Annotated in this window: 19 protein-coding genes; 3 read left to right on the forward strand and 16 right to left on the reverse strand. The window is 34.1% G+C overall.

The features are described 5' to 3' along the window. Window positions 1-47: 47 nt before the first annotated feature. The 15 genes from BTJ66_RS03250 to pta all read right to left on the reverse strand — a co-directional run bounded on the left by BTJ66_RS03250 (window position 48) and on the right by pta (window position 14,982). A complete protein-coding gene (locus BTJ66_RS03250) occupies window positions 48-932 on the reverse strand; it encodes an ABC transporter substrate-binding protein (protein WP_099089560.1) in 885 nt (294 codons plus the stop codon). Between the two features lie 146 nt (window positions 933-1,078). Next, on the reverse strand, window positions 1,079-1,732 hold the full coding sequence (locus BTJ66_RS03255; protein ID WP_099089561.1) for an endonuclease III domain-containing protein: 654 nt from the start codon (window positions 1,730-1,732) through the stop codon (window positions 1,079-1,081). Window positions 1,733-1,860: 128 nt separating this feature from the next. After that, entirely contained in the window at window positions 1,861-3,528 is a 1,668-nt protein-coding gene (gene argS, locus BTJ66_RS03260; RefSeq protein ID WP_099089562.1) for an arginine--tRNA ligase, read from the reverse strand. Then, on the reverse strand, window positions 3,529-3,942 hold the full coding sequence (locus BTJ66_RS03265) for a YwiB family protein (protein ID WP_099089563.1): 414 nt from the start codon (window positions 3,940-3,942) through the stop codon (window positions 3,529-3,531). It lies immediately after the preceding gene. A 188-nt stretch (window positions 3,943-4,130) separates the two neighbouring features. Beyond that, window positions 4,131-4,664, reverse strand: coding sequence for a YwhD family protein (locus tag BTJ66_RS03270; RefSeq protein WP_420801871.1), 534 nt, complete (start codon window positions 4,662-4,664; stop codon window positions 4,131-4,133). A 37-nt stretch (window positions 4,665-4,701) separates the two neighbouring features. After that, the gene (locus BTJ66_RS03275; protein ID WP_099089565.1) at window positions 4,702-6,003 is read right to left on the reverse strand and encodes an HD domain-containing protein; all 1,302 of its coding nucleotides are present in this window, start codon (window positions 6,001-6,003) and stop codon (window positions 4,702-4,704) included. Window positions 6,004-6,039: 36 nt separating this feature from the next. Then, window positions 6,040-6,519 carry a GNAT family N-acetyltransferase gene (locus BTJ66_RS03280; RefSeq protein ID WP_099089566.1) on the reverse strand — a complete coding sequence of 160 codons (480 nt, stop codon included), beginning with the start codon at window positions 6,517-6,519 and terminating at the stop codon, window positions 6,040-6,042. A gap of 130 nt (window positions 6,520-6,649) precedes the next feature. After that, window positions 6,650-7,195: a flavodoxin family protein gene (locus BTJ66_RS03285; protein WP_099089567.1), complete on the reverse strand. Its 546-nt coding sequence runs from the start codon at window positions 7,193-7,195 to the stop codon at window positions 6,650-6,652. A 447-nt stretch (window positions 7,196-7,642) separates the two neighbouring features. Continuing rightward, window positions 7,643-8,578: an aldo/keto reductase gene (locus tag BTJ66_RS03290; RefSeq protein WP_099089568.1), complete on the reverse strand. Its 936-nt coding sequence runs from the start codon at window positions 8,576-8,578 to the stop codon at window positions 7,643-7,645. A 430-nt stretch (window positions 8,579-9,008) separates the two neighbouring features. Then, window positions 9,009-9,350, reverse strand: a complete 342-nt coding sequence (locus BTJ66_RS03295; RefSeq protein ID WP_099089569.1) for a YuzB family protein — start codon at window positions 9,348-9,350, stop codon at window positions 9,009-9,011. Between the two features lie 236 nt (window positions 9,351-9,586). Then, on the reverse strand, window positions 9,587-10,663 hold the full coding sequence (locus BTJ66_RS03300) for a phosphomevalonate kinase (protein ID WP_099089570.1): 1,077 nt from the start codon (window positions 10,661-10,663) through the stop codon (window positions 9,587-9,589). A 12-nt stretch (window positions 10,664-10,675) separates the two neighbouring features. Beyond that, window positions 10,676-11,659 (reverse strand): diphosphomevalonate decarboxylase, encoded by a 984-nt coding sequence (mvaD, locus tag BTJ66_RS03305; protein WP_099089618.1) that lies wholly within the window; start codon window positions 11,657-11,659, stop codon window positions 10,676-10,678. 5 nt (window positions 11,660-11,664) lie between these two features. Continuing rightward, window positions 11,665-12,588: a mevalonate kinase gene (gene mvk, locus BTJ66_RS03310; protein ID WP_099089571.1), complete on the reverse strand. Its 924-nt coding sequence runs from the start codon at window positions 12,586-12,588 to the stop codon at window positions 11,665-11,667. Window positions 12,589-13,159: 571 nt separating this feature from the next. Continuing rightward, on the reverse strand, window positions 13,160-13,996 hold the full coding sequence (locus BTJ66_RS03315; protein ID WP_099089572.1) for a lipoate--protein ligase family protein: 837 nt from the start codon (window positions 13,994-13,996) through the stop codon (window positions 13,160-13,162). Further along, entirely contained in the window at window positions 13,996-14,982 is a 987-nt protein-coding gene (gene pta, locus BTJ66_RS03320) for a phosphate acetyltransferase (RefSeq protein ID WP_099089573.1), read from the reverse strand. The genes BTJ66_RS03315 and pta overlap by 1 nt, the downstream gene beginning before the upstream one ends. 172 nt (window positions 14,983-15,154) lie before the next feature. Here pta and hemQ point away from each other — a divergent pair, with 172 nt between their 5' ends. The 3 genes from hemQ to BTJ66_RS03335 all read left to right on the forward strand — a co-directional run bounded on the left by hemQ (window position 15,155) and on the right by BTJ66_RS03335 (window position 17,828). After that, complete coding sequence (gene hemQ / locus BTJ66_RS03325) at window positions 15,155-15,904, forward strand: hydrogen peroxide-dependent heme synthase (RefSeq protein WP_099089574.1); 750 nt, start codon at window positions 15,155-15,157, stop codon at window positions 15,902-15,904. Between the two features lie 689 nt (window positions 15,905-16,593). Beyond that, window positions 16,594-17,364, forward strand: a complete 771-nt coding sequence (locus BTJ66_RS03330) for a threonine/serine exporter family protein (protein WP_420801872.1) — start codon at window positions 16,594-16,596, stop codon at window positions 17,362-17,364. 11 nt (window positions 17,365-17,375) lie between these two features. Continuing rightward, entirely contained in the window at window positions 17,376-17,828 is a 453-nt protein-coding gene (locus BTJ66_RS03335) for a threonine/serine exporter family protein (RefSeq protein ID WP_099089576.1), read from the forward strand. A gap of 109 nt (window positions 17,829-17,937) precedes the next feature. Here the strand turns inward: BTJ66_RS03335 and BTJ66_RS03340 are convergent, their stop codons facing one another. Then, the gene (locus BTJ66_RS03340) at window positions 17,938-19,347 is read right to left on the reverse strand and encodes a DHA2 family efflux MFS transporter permease subunit (protein WP_099089577.1); all 1,410 of its coding nucleotides are present in this window, start codon (window positions 19,345-19,347) and stop codon (window positions 17,938-17,940) included. Window positions 19,348-19,541 lie beyond the last annotated feature (194 nt).

The following is a 19,541-nucleotide window of genomic DNA, read 5'->3' on the forward strand; positions in this document are numbered from 1 at the left end:
ATGGAACAACTGTTCCTTTTATCATTATCGTCACATTACTATCATTGCTATTTCTCTTTATATATTGCATCTCTTAAGGCTTTAAGACCATCATCAATTCGTGGCCCTGGTCTTGATATTTGATCACCATTAACCGCTTCAATCCTACCATTTTTCACAGCTTTTAATGAATCAAAACCACCTCTCTTGTCGATAATATTTTGATAATCACTTTCTGAAATCCCCATCGTCGAAATCATGACATCTGGGTTTTTCTTTATAATCGCTTCTTTACTGACTTTTTGCCAGCCGTCTAAATTGGAAAAACTATTTTGTGTTTTAAGTTGTTTCAGCATATCATCAAAGAATGTATGATTGCCTGCAGTATAAATTTCTGGTTCTGATGATACTTCCATAAAGACTTTTTGAGACTTCGCATCCTTTGGCACAGAACGTATCACTTTTTTAATATTTGCTTTCGTTTCTTTTACTAGTGCTGTAGCTTCTTTTTCTTTGCCTGTCACTTTACCAACCTGTTCAAAGGTACCATACATGTCATCAATAGATTGTGCGTCTTTAACATAGACTACTTTAACACCACTATCTTTTAAACTACTCAGCACTTTGCCGTCTGTTGCTTTTTGAGATTCGTGTGCAAGTATTAAATCAGGCTTAGCTTTTAATAAGGCCTCTTTATTTAATTTCATAGCATCGAACTGTTTTTTATCTTTAACTTCCTTCGGATAATCGTCTACAGTTGATACACCTATAACCTTGTCCCCAAGACCTAATTCATATAAGATTTCCGTATTACTAGGCATTAGTGAAATAATTCTATCATACGATTTATCTGTCTGTGATTTTTTATTCGATTGATTAGAATTTGTGCCACATGCCGCTAATATTACAGCCAAAATAATAAAAAGATAAATAAGTTTAAATTGCTTTTTCATGATATTGTCTCCTAGCTTATAATTTATCTTTATCATATCAAATTCTTGCGCATTTTTACGCTTATTTTTAAAATTTTTTCTATTTAAGCTTTTATGATGCTCTTTTCTAATTAGATATTTAAATATCACTTAACCGTCTATACTTTTTATGGACTTAAGTTCACTGATTCAAAATATTTATCTAAAAATGTAAATCTATGTACTGCTTTACCGTTAAAATAATTTTTCCCGAAATTATCTAATAATGCATGAAACTCATTTGCGTCTTGATTAGTAAAGGTTTCCGGTAGCGACACACTACGCTTAAGTTTGTCATATTGTTCCGTATGTTCATATCCAAGCAGCTGATAAATTCTTCTCGTATAGCTATCTGGTATAAACTCAACACCCTCAAATACATAGACAATGAGCACATCCGCTGTTTCACTGCCAATTCCTTTGATGCTTAGTAGCTTATTTCTAAGATTTGAATGAAATGCGTTAGCAATCTTTTTATAGTCGAAGTCACCTTGCTGCAACCAACTTAACAGCGCTAGGATGGTTTGCGCTTTATTTTTATAAAATCCACTCGACTTTATCAATACCTGTAAATCTTCTAATTTCAAATTCAAGATATGTTGTGGGTCTAACTGCGTTGTTTGTTTTAATGAATCGATAGCATAGGCGGCATTTCTCCAATTGGTATTTTGGACTAAAATCGCTCCTAAAATAATTTCTATTTTCGATTCTGCAGGCCACCAACCTTGTGGTCCCATATGTTTATATAAAATGTGATATAACGTTTCTGAATCCAATCTCATATATGAATACCCCTTATTTAGCACTTATTTCTCAAACAAAAAGAGCTAGTATGATGTGTAATTAGAATGAATATGACTCTCTTCATTCATAACAAATCCGATACTAGCCCGATATTACCTTTTAACGATTACATCGTTTCTGGCGCGTTTACTCCAACTAAACCAAGTGCATTACGCAATGTAATTCTTACTGCGTCAATAAGTGCAATGAGCGCTTCAGTCTTTTCAACATTATCTGTTAATACTTTTTCAGCATTATAAAATTTATGGAAATGTGATGCTAAATCTTGAATATAATTTGTAATTCTATGTGGCGCTCTATGTGCTGCAGCACTTTGAATTGTCGTTTCAAATTCAGCAACTTTTTTTAATAAATCAATCGCCTTGTTATTTGTAATTAAAGTATAGTCTGCATCTTTTGATGGTGTAATCCCTCTTTCAGCAGCTTGTTTCAATATTGAACAAATACGTGCATGTGCATATTGCGCATAATACACCGGATTATCTTGTGATTCTTGTTTCGCAAGTTCCATATCAAAATCAAAGTGCGTATCTGGACTACGCATAGTTAAGAAATAACGTGCTGCGTCTACTCCTACTTCATCCATAATTTCACGTAAAGTAATTGCATTACCAGTACGTTTGCTCATCTTAACCTCTTGCCCATCTTGCATTAAGCGAACCATTTGCATAATTTGGATTTCAAGACGATCACTTTCAACACCGAAAGTTTCTAAAGAAGCTTTAAGACGATTTATATATCCGTGATGATCAGCGCCAAATAAATTTATTAAAGTATCATTACCACGCTTGATTTTATCAAAATGATAAGCAATATCTGGTAAGAAATAAGTATAATTACCATCATTTTTAATTAATACTCTATCTTTATCATCTTTAAAGTCAGTCGTACGTAACCACGTAGCGCCATCTTGCTCATACGTATAGCCCAGTTCAGACATTTTGTTTAATACTTCCGTGATTTCACCTTTTTCATATAAAGAAGTTTCACTAAACCAATTATCAAAATGTGTATTAAAATCAGTTAAATCTGTTCTTAGTTTTTCCATTTCATAATCTACGCCTAATTTTCTGAATGTCTTAATACGTTCTTCTTCTGATAAATTTTTAAGTTCAGGTTGTTTTTCAGCTAAATCCTTACCAATATTTATAATATCTTTACCATGATAGCCGCCTTCAGGCATTTCAAATGTATCATCACCAAGTGCTTCAAAATAACGCGCTTCTATTGAACGTGCTAGATTTGTAATTTGATTACCCGCATCATTCACATAATATTCTCTCGTCACATGGTAGCCAGCAGCTGTCAAAATATTAGCCAGTGTATCACCTACTGCAGCATTACGAGCATGGCCGATGTGTAAATCACCAGTGGGGTTGGCCGACACATATTCTAATAATATATTTTTACCATTTGATTCAGGCGTACTACCAAAGTTAGCATCTTTATCTATCGCTTCTGAGATAATCTCAGTTAAATACGTATTATCTAAATAAAAATTAATAAATCCAGGTCCTGCAATTTGAACTTTCTTCACATTTGCTGCTGATGTATCTAAATGATCAACGATTGCTTGGGCAATGTCCCGAGGATTACGTTTCGCTATTTTTGTTAATACCATCGCAATGTTTGTAGAATAATCACCATTAGCATCGTCTTTAGGTATTTCTATTTTAATATCTGGTATTTCACCTACATCAGCTAACGCTGCTTTTTGAATACTATGCTTAATTTCTTCAATCAACGTTTGTTTCACTTGGTCAATTATATTCATTTAAGACTGCTCCTTATAAGTAATTTCATATTGATAAGATCCCATTTTTTCTTCATCTTGTATTAAATCATAATGGACCTTTAATTTACCACCATGCTCTGTGACAAAATGTAAAATAGAATGTGTACGTACAGTTAATGGTATGCGACCTCCAGTGATTTCATATAAAGTTATTGTATCTTCACCTTCTACAAAATGGAGATTCATTTTAATTTCACCCTTACGAATGATTTTAACACCTGTTTCTTCAATTTTAACGGTCACATTGACAACTACATCATCAATGTTTTCTTGATAACGTATAAATTCTGCGTTACGTTTTTGCCAAGTGCCTTGTGTATTCGTAGTGAATTTTTCTTTATTATCAAATTGTTTAACTACTTGTTTCGTTTGGATATTCACATTGTTTTCCAATGTACGTTTCACCCTAATCTTTTAAAATAATACAGACTATTATAGCATACTTGATTCATGCTATACAGTTGGGAAATCGTTTTTCCTCATGCCGTCCACATAGTTAATATGAAGCGTATGTATTCATTGTTTTAATTATTAAAAAAGCAAGCCAAACAACAATTACGCATTGTTTGACTTGCTCGTCATCATGATTTGCTTGCTAATGCTTCATGCAATGTTTTATCAGAATTATGCCACATAGCTAAATCGTGTGTTTGAAGAAAATCTTTCAAAATTGCCTTGTTATCATCACCTATGTGATCAATATCAATTTGATGTTTCATCGATTTATCCATCATATTGACATGTTCAGGCATGCTTTTATATCCTCTGCGAATACTTTTATTTACAAGTAAATAACAGCCTGTTACACCTGCATAATATGGACCATTTTCGCCTCTTTCAGTAGTAACCCAGCACAACCAATATGCTTTGGCTTCTTCACCTTCTACTACTTCTTTCTCTTTAATCCATTTAACGCCCTTTTCTACACTTGAACGTGCATGCATACCACCAATATCAATGAATGCTTCTTTATTTTGAACATCAATAAACACAGGCGCCACATTATCCAAACTAATGGAACCGATATTTGTGCCTTTATGTCCATCGAGCGGGTCATTCTTAATGATATTAAATTTAAAACCTTTATTTTGAGCCAACAGGTACACCTCCCATATTATCTAATCAATTATCTTCATTTTACTTGTTTTTATATTAAGAATTCAATTCATCCAATATGCTATTAATTGCGTTTTTCACGTGCGCATCTTCAATATGAGCAATAAGCTCTTTAGGATAATATAATTTATAGTCTTGGCGATTAATTCCAGTAATACTATGGATAACCAATGATTGACTACTAATCTCACGAATTTTACCATTTCGTTTCAGTAAATGAATAGGTTGCCTATCTGAACCAGGTCTATCATAGTCATAAGGTAGATCTGAAAATGATTCACTGACAAAATAATAATTTGGGTCGATATCTGCTTGAATAAACAAATCAGTTAATTCAGAGATTGTTATAATTGAACCATCGAAAGGCATATATTTCAATAAATCGCGATTGATAAAACGACGCGACAAATCACTTAATATAGCGTCATCCTCTTTGACCCATGCTTTTAAGTAATACAAGACAACTGCTTCATCTAAATCTACGTATTGCTCTATTGTCATGGATTCTTCGAAAAACGGCACAAAATCTGTCGGGTGCATCTTGAACGTATAGCCTTCGTTATATAATTGCTTCGCACGTTTCAAACAGTTATTTAATAACACCTCGCCACCTCTACTGACTGGGTGGAAATAGATTTGCCAATACATTTGGTAGCGGCTCATAATGAAATTCTCTACTGCATGCATACCGCTTTCTTTAATCAACACTTCATCTTTAGAAGGGCGCATCAATCTTAAGATACGTTCCATATCAAATTCTCCGTATGAAACTCCAGTAAAATAGGCATCTCTCTGTAAATAGTCCATTCTGTCTGCATCTATTTGAGAAGAAATCATAGATATTACTAATTTATTATCATGTGTTTTATTAATAACATCTGCTACTTGTTGTGGAAAATCATCTGACACACGTCTTAATACTTCATTCACTTCTGTTGGACCGGTAATGATTGCCTGTGTAAATGCCTCGTGGTCCGTGTTAAATATTTTTTCAAAACTATGTGAAAACGGTCCATGTCCTAAATCATGTAATAAAGCCGCACATAAAGCCAACGGTCTATCTTCATTATTCCATGCTTCTCTTCCATTAAACGAGTCATCAATTAATCTACGTACAATTTCGTATACGCCAAGTGAATGACCAAATCTACTATGTTCAGCCGTATGAAATGAAAGGTATAACGTGCCTAGTTGCTTTATACGTCTGAGTCTTTGAAATTCCTTTGTCTTAATCAAATCCCACACTACTTGATCTCTAACATGGATATATCTATGAATTGGGTCTTTGAACACTTTTTCTTCTGGTAATTTTTGTGTAGCATATGCTGTAAATGTCATGCAGTCCTCCTATCCATATCCTATACTTAATGCAGACTAATTTAATGTTTTACGCATTAACGCTAAATCCATGGCTTCACCATACATGACATGCGTATATGAGCGTAATTTTTCAAAACCTTTTTGTTCATAAAACGTAACTGCTTCATCGTTCTTATTATCCACTTCTAAAAAGACTTCGTTATAGTCATCATGAAAATAACTTAACCCTTCTGTTAACAATTTCGAACCATAACCATGATGTTGCCATGATGGTCTTACATAATGCGCTGATAAAAACAATTCTGTACCATAAATAAATGTCGCAAAGCCAATAATACTGCCCTCTTCTTCTACGACTAAAAACAACTGATCTTCTAAACGCTTTAATAAATGTTGTTCATTATAGGACGCAGCCAGTAACTCATTTACTGTTTTAGCTGCGTAAATATTCAAGTACGTGTTATACCAAGCTTTCGTTGCTACATCTCTGATGCCTACAACATCTTCCGGTGTCGCTTTTCTAATTTTATGCATGTTGCTCTCCCCCTATTTAAGATAGGTAATAATAGCTACATTATATCATAATTTTAGTATTCAAAATACTTTATCTATTTATATAAAAATAGCTTGGGCAATATTATAATTCACCCAAACTAACGATGTTCTATTTACTTCTTCCCAGTGTTTCTTGCCATTCGTTTGCACGCGATAATGCATATACATCTTTTTCAATATCTCCTGGTCTTTCAGCAGTACCAATGATATAACCACCTAAACTTGCACCTAAAAACTCTAAGCTATACTTAACTTGCGTAATGCACGGTTTCGCTTTAACTTTAGGACAATCTCCACCAACGATGATTAATCTAAAGTCTTTCTTTGCCATGTTAGCTTTAAAGTCTTTATAATTCGGATCTAATAACGTCTCAGACCAATGATCGATAAACGCCTTCATTGATGCTGATAAACTATACCAATAAATAGGTGAAGCAATAATAACGGTATCACTTGCTAACACTTTATCTATAATTGTCTTGTAATCATCGATATATGATTCTATTGTGTTGTCGTCGTGTCTATAATCTCTAACTGGATTTAATTGATATTGCGTTAAATCTATCCATTCGTAGTCGTATCCAGCTATGGCCATCTTAGTTAAACGTGCAGTATTCCCTTCTGGTCTACTGCCCCCAAATAAAACTGTGATCATATTAATCTCCTTCTACTACTCATTTTATATTCCCATACATATTATAAATATACATTTCTATAAAATCATTAAACTTAATTAATTATTTTACACTAAAAAGTATAACTACTAAACACTTTACTTAATATACAATAAAATATTAAATCATTTGCTCAAAAATTGAAAATCTAAGACATACTATAAATGTATATTTTTAAATATGCCTTTATAATTATAAAAATATGGGATAGTGAGAAATAAATAACTTGTCTCAGTCTTTAGTCATAATATGGAAAGTGTGCTAGCAGGATTAATTAAAAAATAAAGCCCCACGCTTCAATTTAATGAATTTGTGGGACGCATGCCTGAGCTTCAACTCAGGTAGACATTGCAAACTATTCTTTCTTGCTGAAAAATCACAATATCTTTCAAATAAATTAGGTTACTTTCTCGCTGCCATCTAAATTTTTATTTTATAGGAAACAATTTTTCAATCTTTTCGATTTCTTCATCAGTTAATTCAACATCTAATGTCGTCAAATTATCAACAACTTGATTTGGTCGTTTAGCTCCTGGAATAACGATATCTAATGAAGGTCTCGTTAGATAAAAAGCTAGGACGATGTGTGCAACATCCACTCTATGATTATCTGCAATACCGCGTAGTTGTTCTATTTTTTCTAAATTCTCTTTGAATTTTTCACCTTGAAATTCTGGATTTTCTGCACGAATATCATCAAATGTTGTATTTTCATTATATTTACCTGCTAGTAAACCTGAAACAAGCGGGAAATATGGAACAAACGTGATATTGTGTTCTGAAGTATATTCAAATATATGCTCATTTTCGCGATTTAATAAGTTATACTCCATTTGTACCACATCGACATAACCATCCTTATTCGCTTCCTTCAATTGCGCTAAATCAAAGTTAGACACACCAATCGCTTTTATCTTGCCTTCATCTTTAAGTTCTTTTAATGCTGCAACGGCTTCATTTTTAGGTGTATCATTATCAGGGAAATGGATATAATATACATCAATATAATCTAGTTCTAAACGCTTCAAACTTTGTTCAACTTGATCCTTTAAAAATTGCGGGTCGTTGGAATATTTAACATTCCCATCATCATCAAAATAATGCGCGCCTTTAGTAGCAATGGCAAAGTCATCTCTATCAAATTCTTTAACTGCTTCTCCAACGAGTTCTTCGGAACGTTCTGGCCCGTATATATAAGCAGTGTCTATCAATGTAATACCGTTTCTTACAGCAGTACGAACTGTTTCTTTACCTTGTTCTTCATCTAAATCATTATAGAAATTGTGTCCTCCTACAGCATTAGCACCTAATGCGATTGGCGTTACTTCAACATCTGAATTTCCAATTATTGTTTTCTTAGTCAAGCTTACCCAACTCCTTATATAAAATTAGTCTTTTTGGCAGTTATAAACATTTCTCTTTTAAAAATATTTACTACTTAGTTAACTTTTCCAATTAGTTACTTATAATACGTTCTACCCTTTTTTCCAACATTTAAAAAGAAAGCAACGTAATATACGGTTCCTAATATTTTATCTATTTATCATTTAGCGTGTATGTTCAAACTATTTATCATTGCTCGAACAACACATCATTACACTTAAAAAATTACGTACAAAAAGAGTAGAATAGAAACCAAATGCGTATGGTTGATTTCTATCCTACTGCTCTATATCACTATATACTTTAGATAACACCTATCAAAGCAACTATTCTATATTATGCTTATACGATACCTCGCCCATCTTATTATTGGAAACTGTATGGTACTTTACATAAAATTACATATCGCCATTATTGTGTGTGCTTTCTTTTAGCTAGTTTGTCTTTTAATTTTTTATCTTGTTCTTCTTTACGACGTTTACGTTCTTCATTACGTTTTCTTAAGCGTTCTTCTTCTTCAGGATCTCTTGGTTTCTGTAATTGTTTTTCAACTTTTTCCATAAGTTCTTCTTCTGTGAGTGCAGCCAGTGGACGATTGTTAACAAAGGCGAACGTTTTTCTACGACCTGGACCACAGTAAGACTGACAACCAATTTCAATTTCAGCCTCAGGATCTAATTTAGTTAATTTTTTTTCTAAAGACTTACAGTTTACACCTTGGCAATCATCACAAATCAAAAATTTATTTTGCAACTACACCCATTCCTTTCTTATGGTTTACAGCTTTTTAAACACATCCATTATGTAATAGACGCTTTATATTAAACATTTGCAACTCTAATTATTTTACTCTTTTTTATTAATATTTCAAGATTATAAAATATACTTCTTCCTATTCAAGTACCTTTTGCAAGTTAAAGACTTAATTTGTACATAATTAAAAACAGTACCTAATCTAAAGATCAGCATACTGCTTAACTTACATATTTTTATTGACCATGATAAATATTAAATTCTAATGGCTTCACTTCATTCTCCAACCATTCTTTATATATTAATTCTTTATTAGCATCACTGTTAATAATTGTGATACCACAGTCTCCGCCACCAGCACCTGATGTTTTAGCTGCACCGCCATATTTTTCTGCTACGGAACACAGCACTTTTAAATGCGCTGTTTCTATATCAATCGTTGCTTCTTTATCCATAGATTGAATAATTTCACGATTAATACGAATCATCTGCTGTACACCTTTAATATGATTTGTTTTAAAAGCATGAATCAATTTTTCAACACATAGATGTGAACGTTCTAAAAACTTCCCATAAAACGTTGGATCAGACTTCAAACGTTTCACTTCACTTACCAAATGATGAGATGATGCAGGAGAACCTGTCCAACCGATTAATACTTCCATATTTTCGGGTGGCTGCAACGGTTCAATATGTAGCCCTGGCCAGTTTTTATTCAACACTTCATTAACGGAAGTATCTTCAATCTGTTGTGACACCCATTCGTGATCAAATGTACTGTAAGCTAGCCAGCCAGTATAAATACTAACCGCAATGTCTCCACATGAACTTAAACTTTGTAATTTCATATTGGCAATAACAGCTAATTTATAAATAAACAGGTTTGATAAATGTGTTTCATAAAACTCGTTCAACACTTTCACAACAGAGACAAGCACAGCCGCACTCGATCCAAGTCCATACTTGTGACCATTTGCATCATCTAAATTGCTATCAATCGTTAAATTAAAATGTTTTAAACTAATTTGATTACTACGTACATATTGTTCAAACACTTCAATTGCCGTAATGACATACTTAAGTTGCTTCGCTGCATGTACATCGGATACAACAATTTGGTCTTCTTGTCTTTGAAAAGTTACTGGATCGTGATGTAACGTCTTAGAGTGTATCGTACCTTGAGGAGCATTTGAGTCTTCAATTGAAGCAGTAACAAATCGATCAACTGCAATTAATACTGATTTATACCCAGGTTCAGTCACTGCATATTCGCCAGCAATATAAAGTTTACCTGGTGCTTTTACTTGAATCATTTTATCTCTTCCTTACTCAATAATTTCAACGCCTGTACTTATAATGTCACTAGCAATGATTTGGTCTTTATCAAACGATTGATGTAGTGCTTCTATCACTGCTTGTTGATTTTTCTTTTCTACTAAAATTTTTACATTAGGGCCTGCATCCATTGTGAAGTAACACGGATAACCTGCTTCTCTACACTGATGTACGATGTCCATCGCGAGATAGCTATCCTCCACCATATAAGTGAACGGAGGTTGTGCACCTAAATTTGTTGCATGCATTCGTAAGCCATTTGTTTCGATTACTTCTCCCATTTGCATAAAATCCTTTTGGGATATCGCATGCTTAACTGATGCTATATCTTCATCTACATGATCTAACCAGTATTGGTAAAAACGCGACGTATCACGTGTATGTGACATCCCGGCACGACTTGATACTTTTTTTGATTTATTATTAATCACGACAAAAATCATTGCTAAATCTTGTTCCCAATTATCTGCTTCAACGGGAAAACTGTATGATGATTCATCATCATGCCCTTTTTCCCATTCTACAAAACCGCCGTAGATACTTCTTGATGCTGATCCAGAACCTCTTCGCGCTAACCTAGATAACGCTTTACCCGTTAATCCTAGATTTAAAGCTTTGTTACACGCAGCTGCTAGTGCAGCATAAGCACTTGCTGATGACGCTAAACCAGCAGCAGTTGGAACATGGTTTTCACTTTCAATATAGGCAAACATTGTTGTACCGGCTTGTAATCTAACAACATCCATAAAACGACTAATCTTAGCTGATTCATTTGCCGTAACTGCTTCACCATTTAATATCAGTGTATCTTTAGTATAGCTTTCATCAAATGTGACTTTAGTTTCAGTATAAAAACGTTCTAGCGTAACAGATAAACTATTATTCATTGGAATAATATATGTTTCATCTGCCTTTCCCCAATACTTAATCAGTGCAATATTTGTATGTGCACGAGCCTTACCACTATTCACCAACTTCATTACCCTCCTAAATATTCAATCCATGTATGATGCGCACCTAACTTTGTTGCACTATCTACAATACGTTTCGCTGTCTCAATGTTAGAGGCAAGTACAATCATACTGCCACCACGACCGCCACCTGTTAATTTACCTGCAATCGCACCTTGTTCTTTGCTGGCATCTAATATTTCTTCTATTTTGTCATGACTTACAGTAAGTGTTCTTAAATTCTCTTGGCACAAATTAAATACCTTGGCTAATTGTTCAAAATTATGATGTTCAATTGAATCACTTGCTTCATGTACAAGTTTACCAATATGTTCAACATATTGCAGATAATCACGATCCACTTCACATAAATGATGAACATCTTCAACCGCTTGTTTAGTAGAACCTCGAACGCCTGTATCGATAACGACCATATAACCATTTAAATCTAAAGGTTTTAATGTTGTAACATGTCCTTGTTTAAACCATACGGGCTTATTTGAAACGATGGTTTGTGTATCTATACCACTCGGCTTACCATGAGCAATACGTTCTGCCCAGTTCGCTTCTTCTATTAACATCTCATCTGTCAACGGTTTATCTAAATAATCAAAACTTGCACGCACAAAAGCAACTGCCATCGCTGCGCTAGAACCTAATCCCCTTGAAGGTGGCAAATTTGTATCGATTGAAACTTTAATGGGTGGTGCTATGTTATATTTTTCAATAAATCGTGTGATGACCGCTTTCAAATGCTCTGGTGCATGTTGTAATGTGCCATCGTACACATCACTTTTTATATATGAAGCGCTTGTTGTCTCTAGCGATTCTATTTTTGCTTTTACTTTTCCCGTTGTAAATGGAATCGCAATAGCTGGTTCGCCAAACGTAACAGCATGTTCTCCTATTAATATTACTTTTCCGTTCGCTTCACCGTATCCTTGTTGTGCCATATTTTCAATCACCTTTAGTATTTTCTTTAAATTTATGTTTTTGTGTGTCTCACACTGTTCAGTGTATGCCCGTGCACGACTATCTATTAAATAGCATCACTTTATATTCCCCGGGAAATAATCCGTTATCTAGGTTCTTAAAAGTCTATGTTTTTCTAAAATAGACATTTTTCTCATTTTTTGCACATACCATTATATATTATCTCACAAATTTCATATATTACCATACGACTCTAGTCATATATTATTTATTTCTATGCACTGATGAAAATAATTCTTTGAGATAACTTGTAACTAATTGTGGCAAAAGTTAATACCTGCTACTAATTATTTACAATACTTCCCTATTATAAAACGCCCTGTCTATATATTCAAAAAACTAACGTTAAAATTGAGGAATTTTATTAATAATCGGATTTTTAAACCATACTTTCACTATATTACTTATTTCATTTCTATAATTCAACAGATATAGAAATCTATCACTACAATTTAAATTTAAATTCGAAAAATAAAAGGAACAGGTTAACGACTTCCACATAGAAGTGTTTAACCTGTTCCTTATTTAACGTCAATCCATAGATCGGTTTATTTTAGCGTTACGTTCAATCATTTTTTCAAAATAACCATCATAACGTTGCCATTCATCTTCAGTCATAGGCTCCATATTTAAACGACTACCTAAATCTTTAATCGCATATAATAGTTGAAACATCACATCTTGTACAGTGATAGTTCTGCCTAATAATGTTTCAAGTGACGCCATGCATTGTGGGTCAATGTCAGGGTAGGTGAATTTTGTTTCTTCATCTTGTAGCGCCCGATCATAGAATGATTTCATCATATCTGCACGTTCACTACCGTCACCTTCTACGCAAAGATAAACTTGAACGGCTATACCTCCACGCACACGTCTTTGAGAAATACCAGCAAACTTTTTGCCATTAATACTTAAATCAAATTTACCTGGACAGTAAGACCTTTCGATTTCATGCGTATCAATATCCACATCTTCATCTTCAAACATTTTAGCAACTAATAAATACATCACTGTAAAGGCCTCATCAATAGTAATATCATGCTTCCCTTTAAATAGAAGTGATATATTCAGTATGCCTTGATCTAGTACGACACCAAGCCCACCTGAATTTCTAACAATGGCATTATAGCCTCGTTCTTCTGTGAGATATCGTATACCATCTTGTAAATGCGGTAATCTTGAATCATGTATACCTAATATCACAGTATGTTGATGCACCCAAGAACGCACGACACTACAAGATAAATCTTTCCCAACGCTTTCAGAAAAAGTATCGTCAAATGCAAAAGACTGCATTGGTTCTAGCCCTGAAGAATGGTCAATATAACGCCAATCTGTACCATTAAAATATTTACTTGCTAAATCCATTATTGTAATGATTGCGCTGCAGTAATGATTGATAAATTATACACGTCTTCTGTAGAACAGCCACGAGACAAATCATTCACTGGAGAGTTAAGCCCTTGTAATACTGGTCCTACTGCATCAAATCCACCTAAACGTTGCGCAATTTTATAACCAATGTTACCTGCTTCTAAACTTGGGAATACGAATACATTTGCATCACCCTGGATTTTAGCATCTGGCGCTTTTTTCTTAGCTACTTCGGGTACGATTGCCGCATCAAATTGGAATTCTCCATCAACAATCACATCTTCAATATGATCCGCTTCAATTTTTTCTTGAGCTAAATTCACAGCAGTAGCAACTTTTTCAACATCATCTGATTTAGCTGAACCTTTTGTTGAGAAACTTAACATTGCTACGCGTGGTGACATGCCAAAGCTTTTAGCAGATTTTGCACTTTCTACAGCAATTTCAGCTAAATCTTGTGCCTCAAGTGTTGGATTGATTGCACAATCTCCAAAGATATATTGCTTATCATCCTTAATCATGAAGAAAATACCAGACGTTTTAGAAACACCGGGTTTTGTTTTGATGATTTGTAACGCTGGACGTACTGTATCACCTGTTGAGTGTGCCGCACCACTTACTAGTCCTTCTGCTTTACCAGTATAAACAAGCATTGTACCAAAGTAGTTGACATCTTTTAACATTTCTTGTGCTTGTGCTTCAGTCGCCTTACCTTTACGACGTTCTACAAATGCGGTAACAAGTTCTTGCTTCAGTTCGCTTGTTTCTGGATCAATAATTTCTAAACTTGAAACATCTAATCCTTTATCGCTAGCTAAGGCTTTGATTGTCGTTTCATTTCCTAATAATACTGGAGAAACATAATCTGTTCCTTGCAGTTGTGTCGCAGCTTCTAATACGCGCTCATCTTCACCTTCTGGTAAAACGATTTTCACGTTTTTTCCCGTAAGTTTTTCTTGTAATACGTCTAATAAAGTCATTAGGGGCCTCCTCGAATTTCTTTTCTTAATATTTCACGTTTTCATTATACGTTATTTTTTCTTAAAATTCCATGTCACCAATTTGTAATCATTTACTTATGTTTTGAGCGGTCCTTTATGGTAGAATTTTGTAGTGAACACATAGCATTTTTCATAAAAAGGAGCGATTTAAATGCCACAAGCACCAGAAACGTTAGATGGATGGTATAGTTTACATTTATTATACGCTATAGATTGGTCTAGTTTACGCTTAGTACCAACAGAAGAACGTGAAATACTCGTAGATGAATTACAAACATTTTTAACTAAACATGAAGAAGCTCGTACAAATCATGTTGGCGATCATGCTTTTTATAATATTACAGGTCAAAAAGCCGATATTCTTTTATGGGCATTACGTCCAGAGATGAAAGATTTAAATGCTTTTGAAAATGAATTTAACAAATTAAAAATTACCGATTTCTTAATTCCAACTTATTCATATGTATCTATAATTGAATTAGGTAACTATCTTGCGGGGAAATCAGATGAGGATCCTTATGAAAATCCACATATCAAACCAAGACTATTCCCAGAATTACCTCAATCTGAATACATTTGTTTCTATCCTATGGATAAACGTCGTAATGAAACATATAACTGGTACATGCTACCGTTAGAAAAACGACAAGAATTGATGTATGCACACGGTAAAATTGGTAGAAAATATGCTGGTAAAATCAAACAATTCATCACAGGTTCCGTCGGTTTTGATGATTTCGAATGGGGTGTCACTTTATTCGCAGATGACCCATTACAGTTTAAAAAAATTGTTTACGAAATGCGATTCGATGAAACAACAGCACGCTATGGCGACTTTGGAAGTTTTTATGTAGGACATATCGTTACTAAAGCTAACCTACAACAATTATTTTCTTTATAGAAAATGCATATAGAAAGATAATCAAAAAAGCCGCATCCATAACAAATGGAATGCGGCCTTTTTTGATATTTAATATTTCAAATTTTTGCATCGCGCAAACTGGACTTGCGTCTAGTTCGAATTTGTATTTTTTCACTCATTATAATTCCCCCACACATATTGAAACCTAAGTACATCGCTATCAATCATATGTGTTTAGTACAAAAATGACATCAATCAAAACATTTGAAAAACACGTTAAACACATTCACAAAGCACCTTATAAATAGGGTTTATAGCAAAGCTCAATCTGCGTTACCATTACCATCCACTATATTAAATGCAATTGTAATAACAAAGGCACACTTACTATATCAATAAGTGTGCCTTTGTTGGATGTAGTGTGTTTGGGAGAACTTTTAATCACTACTTAATTTAATGTTAACTGTCGTATATTGTCGCTACTCAATATTTGTCTGTAACAGTTAACTAATACTATTTTAACCTATTTGAAATATTTGAAACATAAATGTATTCAAATAATTGTACAAAATACATTTTTTAACATACATGCCTTATTTACAATTCAATTACAAACCTTGTTAATAAAATGTTACAATAAATATTATTACTTTAGTAACTTCTACCCACCCTATACACTGTATTACGAATGGTTGGTTAAATAAATTTTAATTGGTGATTAAATGACAATATATAATCAAGCTATAGAAAGTTATGATGAAAAGATGGCGAAAGATGTCATCATGTTAGCAGGAAGAATATTATTAGAGTCTGGTGCTGAAGGTTCTCGCGTGGAAGATACCATGACGCGCATTGCTACGACTTTAGGTCATAAAGAAAGTAATAGCTTTGTTACAAATACCGTTATTAATTTCATGTTGCATGATGAATCTTATCCACGTATGTATCGAATTAGAACGCGTGATACTAACCTTCATCGCATTTCACGAACAAACGGTATTTCTAGACGTTTAGCACTAGGCGATATTTCCTTAGAAGATGCTTTTCAAGAATTGCAAGTTATCTATCAGGAACAAAGTATTAAAAACCACTATCTTTTTTACAAATTCATTGCTGCTGCAGTGATATCTGTCAGTTTTTTATATTTACAAGGTGGTCATTTAATTGACGTATTTACAGCATTATTAGCTGGTTCATTAGGCTATATCGTAGTGGAAATACTACAACAAAAATTACATGCCCAATTTATACCAGAATTTATAGGAGCATTAGTAATTGGATTGGTTACCATTATTGGTCACAACCTCATACCCGGAGGTTCTGTAGCTACAATAATCATTGCTGCAGTCATGCCCATTGTTCCTGGCGTGTTAATCACAAACGCAATCCAAGACTTATTCGGCGGTCATATGTTAATGTTTACCACTAAATCATTAGAGGCACTCGTCACTGCATTTGGCATCGGAGCCGGTGTTAGTACAATACTTATTATATTTTAGGAGCAATGTCTATGTTTTGGATCTTAAATTTTATATTTAGTTATACTGCTTCCCTCTTCTTCGGCGTTATATTTGATGTTCCAAAACGCCTTTATAATACGGTAGGTATTGTGGGTGCATGCGGATGGATGGTCTATACAATATTTTTTGATGGTTTAAACACACACACAATATACTCTAGTTTCTTTGGCAGCCTTGCTTTAGGCTGTTTAAGCCATGTCATGGCACGTTCAAAAAAGGAACCCGTGATTATATTCATGATTCCTGGCATCATTCCACTTGTTCCAGGTGGTCTTGCATTTGATGCAACTAAGAACCTAGTGTTGTTAGAATTTAGTAAAGCCATTAATACGATGTTAGAAGTAACACTCATTGCAGGTGCCATTGCACTTGGCTTACTTTTCGCCGATCAAATATCCAAACTTATTATTTCGGGAAAAAAAGTTCGAAAAAAAAGAATATAGCATTACTGCTAACGCATTAAAGTCTGGATGAAACACGTGCTATGATAAACGTATTTCATCCAGATCTTTTTCGTTCCTTCCTAAATTTAAAAATATGCACCTTTTTTAATCATTGCATCGTTGATATTTTTTTATTCAAAAAACTAGCAGGTAAAAACAAACAAATGATAGCAAGCATAGATACTAAAAAGCCCGCATGGTACCCAACCAATATGTTGTGAGCCGTTGTAGGCAGCGTATTTATGAAAGTAGCTACAATTGTTGCTATTAATGCTCCGCCAAAGCTAGAACCCAAGTTTTCAATTATATTTATACCAACGCCCGCTTCTGTCAATTGTTCATTTTTCAATCCTAGATACGCACCACTAGTCAGTGGCAACATGACTCCGCCTACAAAACACCCTCTTAAAAACAAGGCCAATTCAATCCAAATAATAGAAGAATGCGACGAAACACTGATAAAAGGAATCGTTGAAATTAACACAAAGAAAGCACTGACTAAGACAATGACCTTCGGACCATATTGATCTGTTAGTTTGCCAATCAAAGGGCGCGTAATCAACATGCCAACACCTTGTGGCATCAACATCAATGCTGCGGATATAGATGTAAAATGAAAAAAGTCTTGAAAAAACAATGGCAATATAATCATAGGACCCAAGATGGCGATATTGGATAAAAACAAACCAGAACTTGAAGCCCCAAAATTTCTGTGTTTAAACAAATTAGTAGGTAATACTGTATTGTACTGATTACGTCTATTATAAATAATATAACTCACTATAAGCAAAATGCCTATAATCATACTAGTTAACGTTGTGTTATTAACAAAACTCGCATATTTTGTTGCTTGGGTTAGTCCGTAAATCATTGTGATACTTATGAGACATAAGTGAAGCATACCAACAATATCTAATGATTTCATTTTATTGAATGGACAGAAATGAGGTAACGTTCTCACCATAATAGGAACAGCAATCAATGTAATTAATACATTAATAAAAAAGATCCAACGCCAAGATGACGCGTGAACGATGAATCCCCCTATTACAGGACCGAAGATAGGGCCTAATATCATGGGCGTACTAACGATAGCAATCACTCTTCCTATATAAGCTTCTCCTGCTATCTTAATTAACATCGTAGACATTAATGTCGTAATGATGCCCGCACTAAATCCTTGAATCAATCTAAATGCGATAAATACAGAAATATTCCAGCTCAAGCCTGTAATAAATGATGTGATTCCAAACCCAACCACGGCAGAAATAAAAACATATTTACTATTAAATTGATTCATGAGCCATCCTGAAATGGGAACAGCCATTGCCAGTGCTAGCAAATAACCTGTGATTCCCCATTGTACCCAGTCCAATGTTGTATGAAATGATGCTGTTAAATCTTTGACTGCTATATTAACCATAGTTGAATCAAGCATAGGTGTAATTGCACCAAGCGCAATCGCCCATGCAGCAATGATTATATTTTTAGGCACGGGATTTAGACTGTTATTTTTCATAATAGATACTCCTTTTGTTTCCTCGTCAACAAAATATTACAACCTTATTGTTTCCTTGTCAACAATAAAAGCTAGGTTCCACTCTATACTTAGATTGGAACCTAGCTTTTATTTGTAGCATTTGTCACTGTTATCATTCAATGGTTGTACTTTCCATGGCATCCTTTGCCTATTCCATTTAGGACACTTACGCA

The sequence above is a fragment of the Staphylococcus edaphicus genome, from assembly GCF_002614725.1.
GTDB classification, from domain to species: Bacteria; Bacillota; Bacilli; order Staphylococcales; family Staphylococcaceae; genus Staphylococcus; species Staphylococcus edaphicus.